The organism is Pseudoalteromonas sp. R86517 (assembly GCF_042466295.1).
In the GTDB taxonomy this organism is placed as follows: Bacteria; Pseudomonadota; Gammaproteobacteria; order Enterobacterales; family Alteromonadaceae; genus Pseudoalteromonas; species Pseudoalteromonas atlantica.
In genome coordinates, this window is record NZ_JAXHCB010000001.1 from 1,035,203 (window position 1) to 1,049,414 (window position 14,212).

The 14,212-nt window shown below is 40.1% G+C and carries 17 protein-coding genes; 9 read left to right on the forward strand and 8 right to left on the reverse strand.

What is annotated here, in order from left to right; genetic code table 11:
• Positions 1-482 precede the first annotated feature (482 nt).
• The 3 genes from SJY38_RS04635 (at position 483) to SJY38_RS04645 (ending at position 1,811) form a co-directional block, all read left to right on the forward strand.
• The gene (locus tag SJY38_RS04635; protein WP_377109341.1) at positions 483-1,016 is read left to right on the forward strand and encodes a GNAT family N-acetyltransferase; all 534 of its coding nucleotides are present in this window, start codon (positions 483-485) and stop codon (positions 1,014-1,016) included.
• 142 nt (positions 1,017-1,158) lie between these two features.
• Positions 1,159-1,302 carry a twin-arginine translocation signal domain-containing protein gene (locus SJY38_RS04640; RefSeq protein WP_377109342.1) on the forward strand — a complete coding sequence of 48 codons (144 nt, stop codon included), beginning with the start codon at positions 1,159-1,161 and terminating at the stop codon, positions 1,300-1,302.
• 11 nt (positions 1,303-1,313) lie between these two features.
• Positions 1,314-1,811, forward strand: a complete 498-nt coding sequence (locus SJY38_RS04645; RefSeq protein ID WP_029774549.1) for a lactoylglutathione lyase family protein — start codon at positions 1,314-1,316, stop codon at positions 1,809-1,811.
• 187 nt (positions 1,812-1,998) lie between these two features.
• Here SJY38_RS04645 and bcp read toward each other — a convergent pair whose 3' ends face one another.
• Together bcp and SJY38_RS04655 are read right to left on the reverse strand one after the other, a co-directional pair.
• Entirely contained in the window at positions 1,999-2,478 is a 480-nt protein-coding gene (gene bcp / locus SJY38_RS04650; protein WP_029774548.1) for a thioredoxin-dependent thiol peroxidase, read from the reverse strand.
• 10 nt (positions 2,479-2,488) lie between these two features.
• Entirely contained in the window at positions 2,489-3,025 is a 537-nt protein-coding gene (locus SJY38_RS04655; RefSeq protein WP_024034205.1) for a glycine cleavage system protein R, read from the reverse strand.
• A gap of 360 nt (positions 3,026-3,385) precedes the next feature.
• Here SJY38_RS04655 and bamC point away from each other — a divergent pair, with 360 nt between their 5' ends.
• Both bamC and SJY38_RS04665 read left to right on the forward strand, forming a co-directional pair.
• Positions 3,386-4,444, forward strand: coding sequence for an outer membrane protein assembly factor BamC (gene bamC / locus SJY38_RS04660; protein WP_029772477.1), 1,059 nt, complete (start codon positions 3,386-3,388; stop codon positions 4,442-4,444).
• 70 nt (positions 4,445-4,514) lie between these two features.
• Positions 4,515-5,885, forward strand: a complete 1,371-nt coding sequence (locus tag SJY38_RS04665; protein ID WP_377109343.1) for a YjiH family protein — start codon at positions 4,515-4,517, stop codon at positions 5,883-5,885.
• Between the two features lie 120 nt (positions 5,886-6,005).
• Here the strand turns inward: SJY38_RS04665 and SJY38_RS04670 are convergent, their stop codons facing one another.
• Positions 6,006-6,542: an acyloxyacyl hydrolase gene (locus tag SJY38_RS04670; protein ID WP_029772479.1), complete on the reverse strand. Its 537-nt coding sequence runs from the start codon at positions 6,540-6,542 to the stop codon at positions 6,006-6,008.
• A gap of 246 nt (positions 6,543-6,788) precedes the next feature.
• Here SJY38_RS04670 and SJY38_RS04675 point away from each other — a divergent pair, with 246 nt between their 5' ends.
• On the forward strand, positions 6,789-7,382 hold the full coding sequence (locus SJY38_RS04675; RefSeq protein ID WP_377109344.1) for a phospholipid-binding protein MlaC: 594 nt from the start codon (positions 6,789-6,791) through the stop codon (positions 7,380-7,382).
• 210 nt (positions 7,383-7,592) lie between these two features.
• Positions 7,593-8,930: an ankyrin repeat domain-containing protein gene (locus tag SJY38_RS04680; protein ID WP_004589168.1), complete on the forward strand. Its 1,338-nt coding sequence runs from the start codon at positions 7,593-7,595 to the stop codon at positions 8,928-8,930.
• 323 nt (positions 8,931-9,253) lie between these two features.
• Here the strand turns inward: SJY38_RS04680 and SJY38_RS04685 are convergent, their stop codons facing one another.
• The 5 genes from SJY38_RS04685 to SJY38_RS04705 are packed head-to-tail and all read right to left on the reverse strand — an operon-like array spanning position 9,254 to position 12,774.
• Positions 9,254-9,697: a DUF2069 domain-containing protein gene (locus tag SJY38_RS04685; protein WP_004589169.1), complete on the reverse strand. Its 444-nt coding sequence runs from the start codon at positions 9,695-9,697 to the stop codon at positions 9,254-9,256.
• Positions 9,694-10,248 carry an NAD(P)H:quinone oxidoreductase gene (wrbA, locus tag SJY38_RS04690; protein ID WP_154945798.1) on the reverse strand — a complete coding sequence of 185 codons (555 nt, stop codon included), beginning with the start codon at positions 10,246-10,248 and terminating at the stop codon, positions 9,694-9,696. The genes SJY38_RS04685 and wrbA overlap by 4 nt, the downstream gene beginning before the upstream one ends.
• Positions 10,248-10,595, reverse strand: a complete 348-nt coding sequence (gene arsC, locus SJY38_RS04695; RefSeq protein ID WP_029772483.1) for an arsenate reductase (glutaredoxin) — start codon at positions 10,593-10,595, stop codon at positions 10,248-10,250. The genes wrbA and arsC overlap by 1 nt, the downstream gene beginning before the upstream one ends.
• A gap of 54 nt (positions 10,596-10,649) precedes the next feature.
• Positions 10,650-12,107: a M48 family metalloprotease gene (locus SJY38_RS04700; protein WP_138611458.1), complete on the reverse strand. Its 1,458-nt coding sequence runs from the start codon at positions 12,105-12,107 to the stop codon at positions 10,650-10,652.
• A gap of 1 nt (position 12,108) precedes the next feature.
• Entirely contained in the window at positions 12,109-12,774 is a 666-nt protein-coding gene (locus SJY38_RS04705) for a hypothetical protein (RefSeq protein WP_004589173.1), read from the reverse strand.
• A gap of 147 nt (positions 12,775-12,921) precedes the next feature.
• Between SJY38_RS04705 and SJY38_RS04710 the strand changes: the two genes are divergently transcribed.
• Together SJY38_RS04710 and SJY38_RS04715 are read left to right on the forward strand one after the other, a co-directional pair.
• On the forward strand, positions 12,922-13,140 hold the full coding sequence (locus SJY38_RS04710) for a hypothetical protein (protein WP_377109345.1): 219 nt from the start codon (positions 12,922-12,924) through the stop codon (positions 13,138-13,140).
• Positions 13,133-14,209 carry an AI-2E family transporter gene (locus SJY38_RS04715; protein WP_004589175.1) on the forward strand — a complete coding sequence of 359 codons (1,077 nt, stop codon included), beginning with the start codon at positions 13,133-13,135 and terminating at the stop codon, positions 14,207-14,209. Before SJY38_RS04710 ends, SJY38_RS04715 begins: the two co-directional genes overlap by 8 nt.
• The last annotated feature ends 3 nt before the right edge of the window (positions 14,210-14,212 follow it).

Genomic DNA, 14,212 nt, shown 5'->3' on the forward strand with positions numbered 1-14,212 from the left:
TGAGTGAAACGAAACCCAACACCACAACTCCATTACTCACTCTTTATATAAACCACCACACCAGCTTATTTAAACGCGTAGGTCGGATAAGCAAAGGGCCATCCTAAAAGGCTAATTAATTTCTTCCCCGCAGTGATAGCATTTATTTTTTGGCAGGCGATAGCTAGTAGCTGATTGCATTACCTGGTTTTTCTTACAATTTGGGCAAAAGTAATTAATAACATTCACAATTAGCGCGATTGCAAAAATAAAACTGCCAATATAAAACGGGTTTGTATAAAACTGGCTACTGGCTGGTGAAAACATAAAGCCAATAACACATATAATCAATGCGACTAAATACACTCTAAACTTGATTGCCTTACTCAAAATTAAATTCTCCTTTTTTTATCTTTTTATCAAATAGATTGGAAATTAGCCACTTAAAGTTTATTTTGGGTATTTTAAAGTGTAATTAAGGATATACGGAGATCAAAAGTTAAATGGAAAAGTATTTACATATAAAAATATCAAAAGACATAAAGCTCTCACCTTTATTAGAAAGTGATGCTCCTGATGTTTTAAGATTAGTTAATGAAAACCGTATTAATTTAGCAAAATATCTTTACTGGGTTAAAGATGTGTCAGACATAGCGTCGGCCCATAAATATATTTTTGAACGAGTAAATAGCGGAAAAAGTGGTTCACGATGGTTCAAAATAAACTTTAAAGGTAAGTTTTGTGGTGTATTTGCCATTAAATCGATATGTCCCGATTCGGCAGTTGCTGAATTAGGCTATTGGTTAGCTCAAAACGCGCATGGTAACGGGATTATTAGTCAAATAATTTCAAAAGCTCCGCAGCTACTCACGAGCACTCATGTTAAATTTATCGAATTTAGGTGCCTAGAGAAAAATGCGGCAAGTATAAAGGTTGCGTTGAAATCAGGCGCTTTGCTCGTAGATGTTATACCTAATTTTTTAGTTGCAGATAATGTATTACAAAACCTAAATATTTATAGAACGCCAGTAAAATAATAAATATATTACAGCTCTCACCATCACAAAACGTAATCATTAATATCATATTTGATAATTTTTTGTCCTCACTACATTCATTTATCATGGCTAATTAATTCCTTTAATTACATTTAACGCGTTTGCCGTTAAGGAACATGCCATGAGTAAAAAAGAGCTAAATCGAAGAGATTTTATGAAGTTATCGGCTGCTGGGTTGGGTGCGGCGGCGCTGCCTATGCTGTTTACAAGTTTAAATGCTAATGCCAACCTGCAAGCAGCTGATAAAGGCAAGCAAATGGCTTAGACGATTCGCCAATGCCTTATCCGCGCACGTTTTCGCATATTGGTGTGTCAGTGCCAAACTTAGAACAAGCTGTTAAATTTTATACTGAAGTGCTGGGCTGGTATTTAATTATGAAACCTACACAAATAACAGAAGATAAGTCACCTATTGGTGAAATGTGTACTGATGTATTTGGTGCTGGGTGGGGCAGTTTTAAAATAGCCCATTTATCAACAGGGGATAGGGTGGGGGTTGAGCTATTTGAATTTAAAAATCAGCAAAACCCAAAAAATAATTTTGAGTATTGGAAAACGGGAATATTTCATTTATGCGTACAAGACCCTGATGTAGAAGGACTCGCTGATAAAATAGTGGCCGCGGGCGGTAAAAAGCGTATGAAAGCGCCGCGCTATTATTACCCAGGGGAAAAACCATACCGCATGATTTACATGGAAGACCCGTTTGGCAATATTTTAGAAATTTATAGCCACAGTTACGAGCTTATATATTCAAGTGGCGCTTATGGTTAATTTATTATGTAACGAGTCACTGTACTTTATTCAATAAACGCTAATAAAAAAGCGTTGCCCTAGAGCAACGCTTTTGTATATTTTTTTACAGCTTACAGCTTACAGCTTACAGCTTACAGCTTACAGCTTACAGCTTACAGCTTACAGCTTACAGCTTACAGCTTACAGCTTACAGCTTACAGCTAACTTATTCCGCCGCTAAGTAATCTAAAACCACTTGGTGGTGATCTTTGGTTTTAAACTTATCAAATAAGTGTTTAATTTTACCGTCTTGGCCTACTAAAAAGGTTAAGCGGTGAATACCGTCATACTCTTTACCCATAAACTTTTTGTAGCCCCATACGCCAAATGCTTCAGCAATGGCGTGATCTTCATCGGCGAGTAAATCAAAGTTAAGCTCTTTTTTAGTTTCAAAGTTTTTAAGGCGCTTAATAGGGTCTGGGCTAATACCTACAACTCGGGTGTTAAATTGAGCAAGCTGCGCTTGTTGGTCACGTAAGTTTTCGGCTTGAACCGTACAACCCGGTGTTGATGCTTTAGGGTAAAAGTACACCAGTACTTGTTGCTCTTTTAACAGCTCACTTAGGGTGACTGTTTCGTCATTTTGGTTTTGTAAGCTAAATTCTGGTGCTGTATCACCGGCTTGTAATGGACTAATTTTGTTCATGCTGTGCTCCTTAGCGAATACGTTTAAAAATATAATCTACGTTAAGATTGTGCGAAAGGTTTTCAAAGGTCACTTTAAATTGGTCTATATCAACCTCTACTGGGATATTAAACTCAATTTCGCAGCGCATTTTAGTGTCGGTTTCTTCATCGTAGGTGTCTGACTTTAATGAGCAGATACTAATGTGGTGATCGGCAAAAAAACGCGTTACTTTACTCAGTGTACCTGGGGTGTCTATCCCTGTGTATTCAAGGGTATAGCCTGCGCAAAATTCACTTTCGGTGTGGCGAGTGGTGCTGCGCTTCATCATGGTGAGTAGGCCTAGCTCCATGCCTTTAGTAGGCAAGGTGTGCTCTATGCGGCTAATGGCCGACATATCGCCGCTTAGCAGCATGGTAAAGGTAAATTCGCTGCCTAAAATAGCTATTCGGCTATCTATAATGTTGCAATGACAATCACTTACAAGCTGTGTAAGTTCACTTACAATTCCCGGTCTATCTTCGCCAATAGCGGTTAAAACAATTTGATGATTTGAAAATGCAGTCATGAAGTTTAATACCTACGTTTTTTGAAATATAACAACCGAGTTGGTATAGCCCGCTGCGCATACACTACGTTGCACGGCGGCGAAGTTTAACACAAAAAGCGCCCTAAACTACATAGGCGCTTAATTAAAGGCGCTTTAAAGCGTTGTGTTCCTTGTTTTTACTGGCACAGGAAAGTACCATAGCTAAAATTTGTCTTTTTGTTGTGATTGATTTTATAACACTTAGGTGTGAACTTTATTGCAATTAGACAGCCAAATAATAAATGTAAAGTTAATGTTGATTTTACACTGAACCAAATTCGGTATTACCCACTCATATACGTGTAAAACAATTAAAGGGTATGCTAAGGAGAAATATCTGTGCAGTATTGGATCCCAAAAGCACTTGCAGTGAGTGTATTGGTAAGTTTATCAGGGTGTAATGTTTTTATTAATGAAGCGCACAACGAACGCAATTATCGTACGCATGAAGGTGTTAAAACCCCGCCATCGTTATCTCAACCAGCGCAAGATCCGGTTTATAAAATGGATGTGGGCCAATACGATAACAACCCTGAGGCAACAAACTATCGTCCACCAGCACAGGTTTTAACTGTTGCTAAAGGTAGCTGGGTAGAAGAGGGCGATAAACAAGCGCGTATTTACTTTGATAAAAACGATGGCATTGTTGATTTAGATGAATTTGTTTGGGACTCAATTAAAGCGGTTATTGCCGAAAATAATGCAACAACCACAAAAGAAGATAAGCTACTTGGTATTATCGAAACCGACTGGTACTCAATAATTAAAGCTGAAGAGAGCTGGTTGTGGGGCGATGAGGTAAGCGAAAACCAAGAGCGTTTTAGATTCACAATTGAAGAAAAATCGCATCAGCGTACTGCTTCGTTACGCGCTGAACTTATTGACTTTAAAGGTGATGATACGTTAACCGATTTACTTAAGCAGCAATTAGAAGTACGCGCGCTTAACCAAGTTGTGGCTGAATTTGATTATCGCTATCGTCAGTTAGAAGTAGAAAACCGCAAGCGCCAAGGTATTATTTCTTTAGAAATGGGCTTTGATAACAAAGGCAATGCTGCACTTGTTACTGAGCAATCATACGATGCAGTATTCGATCGCTTCTCGGGCTTTTTAGAGCGCCTATCGTTTACTATTGTTGAGATTAAAACCGATACCGGCTTAATAACTGCCGACTACAACAAGCCAGAAAGCAGTGTATGGGATTCTATTTGGGGCGACGAAGTTGCGCAGCTTCCAATTGAAGAAGGCCAATACCAAATTTTAGTGAGCAAAACTAAAGAAGGCGGTACAAGCTTAACCTGGATGGATGACAAAGGCGAAACACTCGAACCTGGCACCATGAATGGTTTACAACAAGCGTTAGAAGCAGCACTTATTCAGCGCGGCATCAAAATTTAATAATTAATAATAAGTTTTTACTACAAAAAGAGCGCTTTGCTCTTTTTGTAGTTTTTATGGATTAAAAAATATGTCTCAGTTACCTTCTCGCGGGCACTATACGTGGCGCACTTGGTTTACTTTTTTAGTACCGTCGTTAATTGGTGTGTTTTTATTTATGACACCCATTCCTACCGCAGACGGGATGACCATTCCTATTGCGTTAATGGCTAAAGGCGTGCAAGCGTTGATGTCTGGCTCTGCGCAAGCAATTATTACCCTTATTATTTGTATTACTGGCGTTATGTCGGTGATCACCAAAGTATTTAAACCCGCCGCTATTTGCCAATCACCCCTGTTAAAACATTTATTTGATGTAAGTGTAGTGTGGTTAGTGGTGCGTTTATTTGGTATGGCGTTTGTGCTAATGACCCATTTAGGGTTAGGTAGCGAGGCAATCACCTCTGCAAACACAGGCGCTTTGGTATTAAACGACTTATTACCTGTTTTGTTTTCGGTATTTATACTGGCCGGTTTATTACTGCCTTTACTAATTAACTTTGGGTTATTAGAGCTTGCAGGCACTATGCTAACTAAGGTAATGCGCCCTGTATTTGGCGTACCTGGGCGAAGTGCAGTTGACTGTACTGCGTCGTGGTTAGGTGATGGCAGTGTTGGTATTTTAATGACCGCAAGGCAGTACGACCAAAAGCACTACACGCAGCGCGAGGCCGCAATTATTGGTACTACGTTTTCGGCGGTTTCTATTACGTTTAGCTTAGTGGTTTTAGGCCAAGTGAAATTAGAGCACTTATTTGCCCCATTTTATGCCACCGTATGTTTAGCCGGTGTTGTTGCCGCTATTATTGTGCCGCGTTTACCGCCACTTCGCTTTAAAAAAGATTTGCTTATTGATGGCAGTGAGCCAAATCGCGATGCTGAGGCTATCCCAACGGGTAAAAGCTTAGTAGGGCACTCACTTGATGTAGCATTAGCAAAAGCCAATAACTCGTCGGGCTTTAAAGGTACCTTAAAAGAGGGTGTACATAATGCGCTTGATATGGTGTTTGGTGTACTGCCTGTTGTAATGGCCGTAGGAACATTTGCACTTATAATTGCTGAGCACACGCCGGTATTTCAATATTTAGGTATGCCGTTTGTGCCATTTTTAGAGTGGTTACAAGTACCCGAAGCACAGGCCGCGGCACAAACTATTATGGTGGGATTTGCCGATATGTTTATTCCGTCAATTTTAGCTGCGGGCACCATTGAAAGTGATGTAACTCGCTTTATTATTGCCGCAATGAGCGTAACTCAGCTAATTTACATGTCTGAGGTTGGTGCACTTTTACTGGGCAGTAAAATACCGGTAAACATTGTTGAGCTGTTCGTTATATTTATTTTACGTACACTTATTACGCTGCCGGTTATTGCCTTAATGGCGCATTGGTTAGTTGGCTAGTAGTGTATTTTAATTATAAAAAGCCCTGATTTATCAGGGCTTTTTTGTGGCTAGTTATTTCAATTTAACCTAATACTTAACCCTTTTAAGTGGCAAATTGATACTAAATACGAATGAAGATTAAAAACGCCTTGCCACTGAAAGAGTTAAAAAGTTTAAACCTGGGTTAGGCTCTTTAAATCCGGCGTTTGAGTAATGAATAACCCGAAGTGCTACGTTTGTGTGGCCAAAGTCTGCAACTAGGCCAATACGGTCTTCAAATTGGTAGTGAGTACTAATATTTTTGCCCGCAAATTTAGTTTCATCAATAAGCGATACGCCAATACCTGCTTCAATATAAAACGGGGTATTATGAAAACTAAAAGCAGGAAACTGCAGTACGGGCGACATAGCCAAAACAAGATTAGATTGCGAGTTGTCACCATGGCGGTATTCCCACATATTAACGCTGGTTTCAAAATAAAAGCGCGCATCGCCTACTAAGTTTTGTAAGCTAGGGGCATGATATTGATAAGCCAGCTTAACGCCATTTACGTTGCCTTCGCCCTTGAGAACATCTACGGCGTAACCATGATTAGACTGCGCAAACGCCGTGTTACCCCATACAGAAATAACTAAAAATAAAATAAGTGTAAAAGTTTTATATACCGTTTTCATAACTACCAAATTGGTGTGTGAGTCGAATGAGTAAATAAATGATAAGGGTGGCCCATTCACATTTTCAATGAGGACAAAATGCCGCTTGTTTATGGGCTGTTAACAGGGAAGGCTTAACTAATTGAAAATAAATAGTTTATTTAATTGGTGCTGTTTTGGCATTAATAAGGTGCATTTTTGTGTCTGTTTTTGTGGCTTAAAATCGCGTAATTTAGCCACATCTTAATCACACACATGGTCACGCTCATGAAACTTTTTAACACTATTTTTATTGCTGCTGCCTTTTTTAGCAGCGCGTTATTTGCGCAAACGGCGCAGTCGCCTCAACATATGCTTGAAGGCGTTGCCGATACGCTTTTTAGCGATATTGCAAAAGTAAATGCACAAGGCGATGCAAGCAAAGCCGATATGGTGCGCATTGTAGAGACGCGTTTAATGCCAAACATAGATATTAAGTTTGTGTCGTTTAAATTGCTTGGTAAGCACATTAAAGGCATTGAGCGTGAGCAAGCTGTACGCTTTATTGATGCGGTAGAGCATTATTTAACAGGTACTTACGCAGGTGCGCTAATGAAGTACACCGGCCAGCAAGTAGTATTTGAACAAGATACCGCTAAAAGCGACTCTGAGTACGCGACGGTTAAAACGCAAATTATTGAGCCAAACGCGCCCGTGATTGATCTGCATTTTAAGCTGCGCCAAGGTAAAGATCAGCAATGGAAAGTTTACGACATTGTTGCCGAAGGTATCTCGCTTTTAAGCGCTAAGCAAAAAGAGATCATTCAACGTATTTCTGATGTAGGTTTAGAGCAAGTAATTACCGAACTAAAAAATAAATAGTTCACTTCCTGATTAAGACCCTCTCCAACCACAAAAGCAGCCGCACTAAAGTGTATTGGCTGCTTTTATATTTTCTTAATATTCATCTACTTTAAGCTCACAGCAAAAAAAAGGTGTGATAGAATATCAGCACGTCGATTAAGCGTGGTGTCAGCTAAAAACTGCTATAACTGACGCCTCATCAAGCTACACTGGAGTTGTGCTGTTTTAATGGAAAATGTACTGATTTGGCCAAAGGAATACCCATTACTTATTAAAGGACTTGTAGAACAAAACGGTGCCTTTATTTTAGATGCTTTAGAAGCTTGGCCTGCATGTCGTTCTACTATTGAAGATGACGGTGTATGCACCACTGTGCTACCACCCATTTACTATTTGATATGGTTAACCCCGCTTGAACCCTTTGAAGAGTGTTATTTTCAGCATATTAGTGAATATGACGAAGATGCGCACGCTTACATTGCTGCTGTTAAAAATCATTATTTAGATAACGAATACACCAGCGAATCAATGGCGCTAATGCTTTGCCAGCGCCTAGAAAAATACGCCAGTGTGGCGGCGCAAAACGCACTTGATACGCCGCTTTCGTTGTTTAGCTTATTATTTAGTAAACGCTATTTTTCGTTAATTGAACATGCTCTAAATAGTGGCAGCAAATTAAGTGCACACGATACGCTAGCACTGTGGCAAGAAGTTGATTTTAGAGAGCGTTTAAGTGCTTTTTTACCTGAATCGGTTGCTGATTTAAACGAACTTACAGAGCTTGCGAGTCAAAAAGTAGCAAACGGTAAAGACTATTTTACGCTGTTAACGCAAGTATCGCCTGATGTTGATTCTATTGTATTGCTTGAAAAAGCATTACTTGCTCATTTAAGCCAAAAAAGCGCAAAGCAAACCATGGCGATGCGTTTTATAGAGCAAGGTGCCACTGGTACATTGGCTGATGAAAACAATAAAACAGCGTTTATGTGGGCAGCCGAAAAGGGCTATGTAAATGTGATAGAAACCCTGTTGGCTAAACAGGATCAAAAAGCGCAAGACACCTTAGGCAATACTGCACTGCATTATGCAGTGTTAGCTAAAAACGAAACCCTTATGGTGCTATTACTAAAAGCAGGTTACGACTTTAGAGCACGTAATAACGAAGGCTTAAGCTGTTACCGGTTAGCAGTAAGTATTAAAGCAAGCAATTTAGTTAAATGCCTTGAGCGCGATTTTGGTATAAAAGAGCTTTCGCCAGAAGGGCAGTTTAACCGCATTAAAAAGGTGCACGCCTTACACGCAATTGTCACTATTTTATTGCCATTGCAGCTGTATTTCTTTTTTGATGAAAGCATTGCTATAAAAAGTGAGCTGACTTTAATTTTTACATTGATTGCATCGGTGTGTTTTTTCTTTGCGGCGAGTTTAAAGCGCTGTGCGCTCTATCCACATATAAAGCACCCGTGGGGATTATTTGTGTTGCGTGTTTTTTCGTTGTTAAGCTTAATAGCTCAGCTTGGATTAGCCAGCATAGTTGCACTGGCTGCACTGAGCGAATTAGTGTAGCGGCCGCCATGGCAAACTAAAAACCTAAAAAAAACGCGCTTACATTGTTATGTTAAGCGCGTTTTTTGTATGTATAAGCTGTTATACCAATCCGCAATAATATCTAATCATTTTGCGGGGCTAAACGTGTCGCTATCTGCGTTAAAAAACTCTCATTTAGAACAACTAAATAGCAAATTTTTTGCCTTGCTATCAACACGTTTTTCCATCCTCAAAATAGATTACTTACTTATGCGGATTGGTATTATTTCAACTTTCAACTTTCAACTTTCAACTTTCAACTTTCAACTTTCAACTTAAATAATTTATTTTGCGAATTAGCATTATTTATTGTATTCGTTAGCGGCTTTTTCCTCTGCGAGCTCTTCTTTAAGCTTACGTATTTTTAAGCCTTGCTCTTGCCCGCGGTGCCTTGCGTAATATGTGCAGCCAATAAACATGGCAGAGGCAAATACAAGCTCTAATAAAACCCATATTAGCTCATCAGGTGCAGCCCATAACATGGTTAAGCCGTGTATAAAGTACAACATAACAACAAAGTTAGCCCAGGCGTAAGTGTAGGTGTTGTCTTTAATAAAGCCTCTTAAGGGCAACAGTAAAGGGATTATAGGCACAAACAAGGATACAAAACTTGCGTTGCCATTTAGCGGAGGTACAAAGTACATCCACAGAGGAAATAAAAGTAATAAACCCACATAGCCAAAAATAGCGGTGCGCTGAAATTTTACAGTAATTGGCTTTTTAGCAGGGGTGTCAGCGGTATTCATTGAAGTCTTCTCGCAATGTGAGTGAGGCGTTTACCAACGCTTTGGCATATTTTAATTTCGTCTTTACTTAAAGTATTCGTATTACTACTGCCGGCTACATGTGTTGCCCCGTAAGGTGTGCCGCCGGTTTGCGTAGCTAGTAACTCTGGTACTTCGTAAGGTACCCCTAATAACATCATGCCGTGGTGTAGTAGCGGTAATGATAAATTAAGTAAGGTGGCTTCATTGCCGCCATGCATACTGCTTGACGATGAAAACACACAGGCTGGTTTATCTATTAACTGGCCTTTTAGCCAGAGATCGCTGGTGGTTTCCCAAAACGTTTTTGCTTGCGATGCCATCATGCCAAATCGGGTAGGTGTGCCAAAAGCAAGGCCGTCGCAATTTATTAAATCATCTTTTGTAATTACTATATCGTGCGGATTTTTAGCAACAAAGGTACGCAATACGGCTGTGGCACCCTGTTGCTCTATAGATTCGGCTATTTCGTGCGCCATAGCTTCAACCGAGCCATGGCTTGAGTGATACAGGACAACAATGCGAGTCGTCATTATAATACGCTTAATACGTTTTCAGGCGGACGGCCAAGGGCTGCTTTACCGTTGTTTTGTACAATAGGGCGTTCAATAAGTTTAGGGTTGTCTACCATGGCGTTTATTAGCGCTGACTCGTTGGTTTCTTCTTTTAGGTTAAGCGCTTTGTATGCATCTTCTTTTGTGCGCATTAGCTGGCGAGCTGAGCTAAACCCTAATTGTTCTAAAAGTTGGCTTATTTGCTCATGGTTAAGCGGTGTTTTTAAATATTCTACTACGCTTGGTGTTACGTTGTTTTGCTCAAGTAATGCTAGGGTTTCACGCGATTTAGAACAACGTGGATTATGATAAATAGTCACTGACATACAATTAGTTCCAAAATGTAATTTGCCGCTATTTTAGGGCAACCGCTGACAGACTTAAAGCCTTGCCAGCTCTTTTTGTAAACGGCGATACTGAGTAAGTAAGGCTTTTAGGCGTTGCTGTTTAACCAGCTCTGTGGGTTCTACGAAGTTAAGCGCTTTTTGGATTTCGTCTGCGGCTTTAATATACGCGCCATATTGCGATAACACATCAGCATTGGCCTCGTGATAAGCGGCAAGCTTGTCTTGCTTTTTATAGGCATCGGCTAATAGCTGTTTGCCTAAGTTGTGGTCGGGTTTTTCAAGTAAAAAGCTTTTTAAAATGTTTTCAGCTAATTCAAACTGCTTAGCCTCTAATGCCGCATTTGCATAGTTTAAAGTTATAACTTGGTTGTTAGGGCGATAGTTGTTTAGTTCAGCCAAAAACTTTACCGCTTCGTCGGCTTTTTTTTGCGCTATTAGTAAATCGGTGTGAGTATCGATATAAAATAAATTTTTAGGACTTTGCGCTAATAGCGGCTCTAAAATTTCGGCGGCTTCATCTAGTTTATCTTGATCAAGTAAGCTTATGCCCAAGCCGTATTTAAGCGCGGTGTTGTTGTAACTGTTTTCGCGCATTAATTTTTTAAATAACGCTTCGGCATTTTCGGGCTTATTGGCATAACGAGCAAGTACTCGGCTTTTTGCTAAATTAAACTCAAGGCTTGGGTTTAAATGGCGCACAGGGAATTGCTCTGCACGTAGGCGTACGTCAGATACACGGCTCTCTGGCAATGGGTGAGTAAGTAAAAAAGCGGGTGGTTTGTACTTATATCTTATTTGCGCTGAAAGTTTAGTTAAAAATTCACTCGATGCACGGGCGTCAAAACCGGCGTTATTAAGGGTTTGCATACCAATTCTGTCGGCTTCTTGCTCGGCAGCACGGCTGTGAGTTAATTGGCTAAACGCGGCTTGGGTTTGGTTAGCCGAAATAATAGCAATACCTGCGTCGGGAGCAACCACGGTGGCTAAGATACCGGCTATCATGCCTGCAATAGTCAGAGCGCTGTTGTCTTGTTGTTGCTGAATACGACGAGCTAAATGGCGCTGAGTTACGTGCGCTATTTCGTGCCCAAGTACAGAGGCAAATTGGCTTTCGTTATCTGATTGCGCAATAAGCCCAGTATGCACACCAACATGCCCGCCGTAAAAAGCAAAGGCGTTAATTTCGTTGTTATTTACCCAAAAAAACGAAAAAGGAAAACGCACGTCGTTTGCATTAGCCACAAGTTTTCGGCCAAGTGTGGTTAAGTATTCGTCTAAAACGGGGTCGTTTACTACCGGTGATGAGCCTCTTATTTGCATCATCATCACTTCGCCAATGGCTTGTTCTTTTTCAAGTGGCAAAACTTGTAACGCAGACGTGCCTAAATCGGGTAGCGTAAAGTTTGTTTGTGCCTTTAACGGCTCACTAACCAGTAGGCTAAAGGTAAGCGCGGCACTGCATAAAGTGATAAAGGCTGATTTTAGCTGCATTTTATTCCTTGTTAATTTGTTCACCAATGGCAATTTTTGCTATGTCAATTTCATCGCTGCTTGCACGGCTGTCTTTTTCGCACAATTGGTAGAGTTCTTTTATTGTGACTCCATCAAGCTTTACAACGTTCAATTCCTGCTGCAAAAATTTAATAATTTTATGTACTACCTTATGTGCATGTAAAATAATGGCTTTATCGGCCTTGTCGCCGCGCTCAAAATAAAAGCCAATAAACTTATGGAGCTGATTTATGCGGATCAGGTTTTTCATTGAATGCGGATCCCATACTTTAAACTCCATAAAGCGGTTATCTTTAACGTATTGATCAATAATTATATCTTTAGCATAGGGTTGCGCCCAGAGCTCAAAGCCTCGGTCGGTAAATACTTGGTGTAGCGCTATACGCGGCTTATGCTTGGTGTGTATTTCACCAAAATCATCTTCATAGCCATCAAGTAAGTCTAAGTTCCAATTGCGTTTATTGATCAGGCTTTTTACAGCGTTATCAAATCCGTGCTCCAATATTCCTTCAGATTCGCTGACCGAAGAAGCAACAAGATGATAAAAAGGCGGGAGCTCACCCCAGTTTATCTGCTTTTTATACCAATTAATCTCTTTGAGAGTTGGATTACTAGGTAGTTGCGCTTTATTATGCGTGCCAGGCATTAACTTATCCTTACTGCTAATTATGTTATAAGGATAAACCATTGCTGGAATGGTTTTAAGAAAAAGTTACTGCTGTTCACATTTTATAAATAGAATGACCGACAATATGCGACTTATTATTCATTTTACTTAGCGAGTAAAGTAGTTATGTTAGAGTGCGATTTAAAAAAATTTAAATGCCCACAACAGTTTGTACAATTTAAATTAGCGCTTCGTAATGCGCAGTCATCTAATAAGGCAATAACGTTTAGTATAAATAACGACGAAAGCGCAGATGATATTACGCGTTTTTTAAGCAAAAATGCATATACATATAAATTTGATCAACACCTAGGACTATTACTAGTGGAGCCATTGGATGTTTGAATACGTTAAAACATGGTACGAAAGAAAGTTCTCAGATCCTCATTCAGTCACCTTACTTTTTTTACTCATTGCCTCTGTGGCATTACTGTACTTTTTTGGCTCGTTAATTGTTCCTGTGTTAGTGGCATTGGTGATTGCTTATTTACTTGATTGGCCGGTTGTACACTTAGAGCGCTTTGGGTTAAAACGCTTTAGTGCCACAGTCATTGTAATGCTGATATTTACCGGAGTTATGCTTACCCTTATTTTGGTTATTGGCCCAGTACTTTGGAAGCAAACCAGTAATTTAGTACAAGAAACCCCGCACATGGTAGAGCAAGGTAAGTCATTTTTAATGGCCTTACCACAGCAATACCCCAGTTTAATTAATGCCGAGCAGGTCCAAGCTATTGTGGCAAGTGTAGAGGCAAAGGCGCTCGAATTTGGCCAAGTTATTGTCTCGTTTTCACTTACTTCGTTAAAAGATGTTGTGGCATGGCTTATTTATTTGGTGCTTGTACCCTTACTTGTATTTTTTATGCTTAAAGACAAGCTTGAGCTTACAAGCAGTGCCGCTACGCTTATTCCGCAGCAGAGACGGTTAATTTTGCAAGTGTGGCACGAAATGAACCAGCAAATAATGAATTATATTCGAGGCAAAGTATTCGAAATTTTAATTGTGGGTGGCACCTCGTTTATTGCCTTTACTGTACTTGATTTACGTTATGCAGCTTTACTTGGTGTGCTGGTTGGGTTTTCGGTGTTAATTCCATTTGTGGGTGCGGCATTGGTTACCATACCGGTTGCGGCGGTGGCGCTGTTTCAATTTGGTATCGAAACGCAGTTTTGGACCATATTAATAATTTACGGGGTCATTCAGGCGCTCGATGGCAACGTATTAGTGCCCTTGTTGTTTTCTGAGGCCGTTGATTTAAATCCCGTATTTATTATTGTTGCAGTGCTATTTTTTGGTGGCTTATGGGGTTTTTGGGGCGTGTTTTTTGCCATTCCACTCGCATCGCTTGTAAAAGCGCTAATAAATGCCTGGTCATCAACCCATGGAGAAATAACAAAAGAGCGGGCAGAGTAACGT

What these genes read in the sequence shown, in the direction of transcription:
- SJY38_RS04635 (WP_377109341.1), top strand. Translation starts at nt 483, where the DNA reads ATGGAAAAGTATTTACATATAAAAATATCAAAAGACATAAAGCTCTCA.
- SJY38_RS04640 (WP_377109342.1), top strand. Translation starts at nt 1,159, where the DNA reads ATGAGTAAAAAAGAGCTAAATCGAAGAGATTTTATGAAGTTATCGGCT.
- SJY38_RS04645 (WP_029774549.1), top strand. Translation starts at nt 1,314, where the DNA reads ATGCCTTATCCGCGCACGTTTTCGCATATTGGTGTGTCAGTGCCAAAC.
- bcp (WP_029774548.1), bottom strand. Translation starts at nt 2,478, where the DNA reads ATGAACAAAATTAGTCCATTACAAGCCGGTGATACAGCACCAGAATTT.
- SJY38_RS04655 (WP_024034205.1), bottom strand. Translation starts at nt 3,025, where the DNA reads ATGACTGCATTTTCAAATCATCAAATTGTTTTAACCGCTATTGGCGAA.
- SJY38_RS04665 (WP_377109343.1), top strand. Translation starts at nt 4,515, where the DNA reads ATGTCTCAGTTACCTTCTCGCGGGCACTATACGTGGCGCACTTGGTTT.
- SJY38_RS04670 (WP_029772479.1), bottom strand. Translation starts at nt 6,542, where the DNA reads ATGAAAACGGTATATAAAACTTTTACACTTATTTTATTTTTAGTTATT.
- SJY38_RS04675 (WP_377109344.1), top strand. Translation starts at nt 6,789, where the DNA reads ATGAAACTTTTTAACACTATTTTTATTGCTGCTGCCTTTTTTAGCAGC.
- SJY38_RS04680 (WP_004589168.1), top strand. Translation starts at nt 7,593, where the DNA reads ATGGAAAATGTACTGATTTGGCCAAAGGAATACCCATTACTTATTAAA.
- SJY38_RS04685 (WP_004589169.1), bottom strand. Translation starts at nt 9,697, where the DNA reads ATGAATACCGCTGACACCCCTGCTAAAAAGCCAATTACTGTAAAATTT.
- wrbA (WP_154945798.1), bottom strand. Translation starts at nt 10,248, where the DNA reads ATGACGACTCGCATTGTTGTCCTGTATCACTCAAGCCATGGCTCGGTT.
- arsC (WP_029772483.1), bottom strand. Translation starts at nt 10,595, where the DNA reads ATGTCAGTGACTATTTATCATAATCCACGTTGTTCTAAATCGCGTGAA.
- SJY38_RS04700 (WP_138611458.1), bottom strand. Translation starts at nt 12,107, where the DNA reads ATGCAGCTAAAATCAGCCTTTATCACTTTATGCAGTGCCGCGCTTACC.
- SJY38_RS04705 (WP_004589173.1), bottom strand. Translation starts at nt 12,774, where the DNA reads ATGCCTGGCACGCATAATAAAGCGCAACTACCTAGTAATCCAACTCTC.
- SJY38_RS04710 (WP_377109345.1), top strand. Translation starts at nt 12,922, where the DNA reads ATGTTAGAGTGCGATTTAAAAAAATTTAAATGCCCACAACAGTTTGTA.
- SJY38_RS04715 (WP_004589175.1), top strand. Translation starts at nt 13,133, where the DNA reads ATGTTTGAATACGTTAAAACATGGTACGAAAGAAAGTTCTCAGATCCT.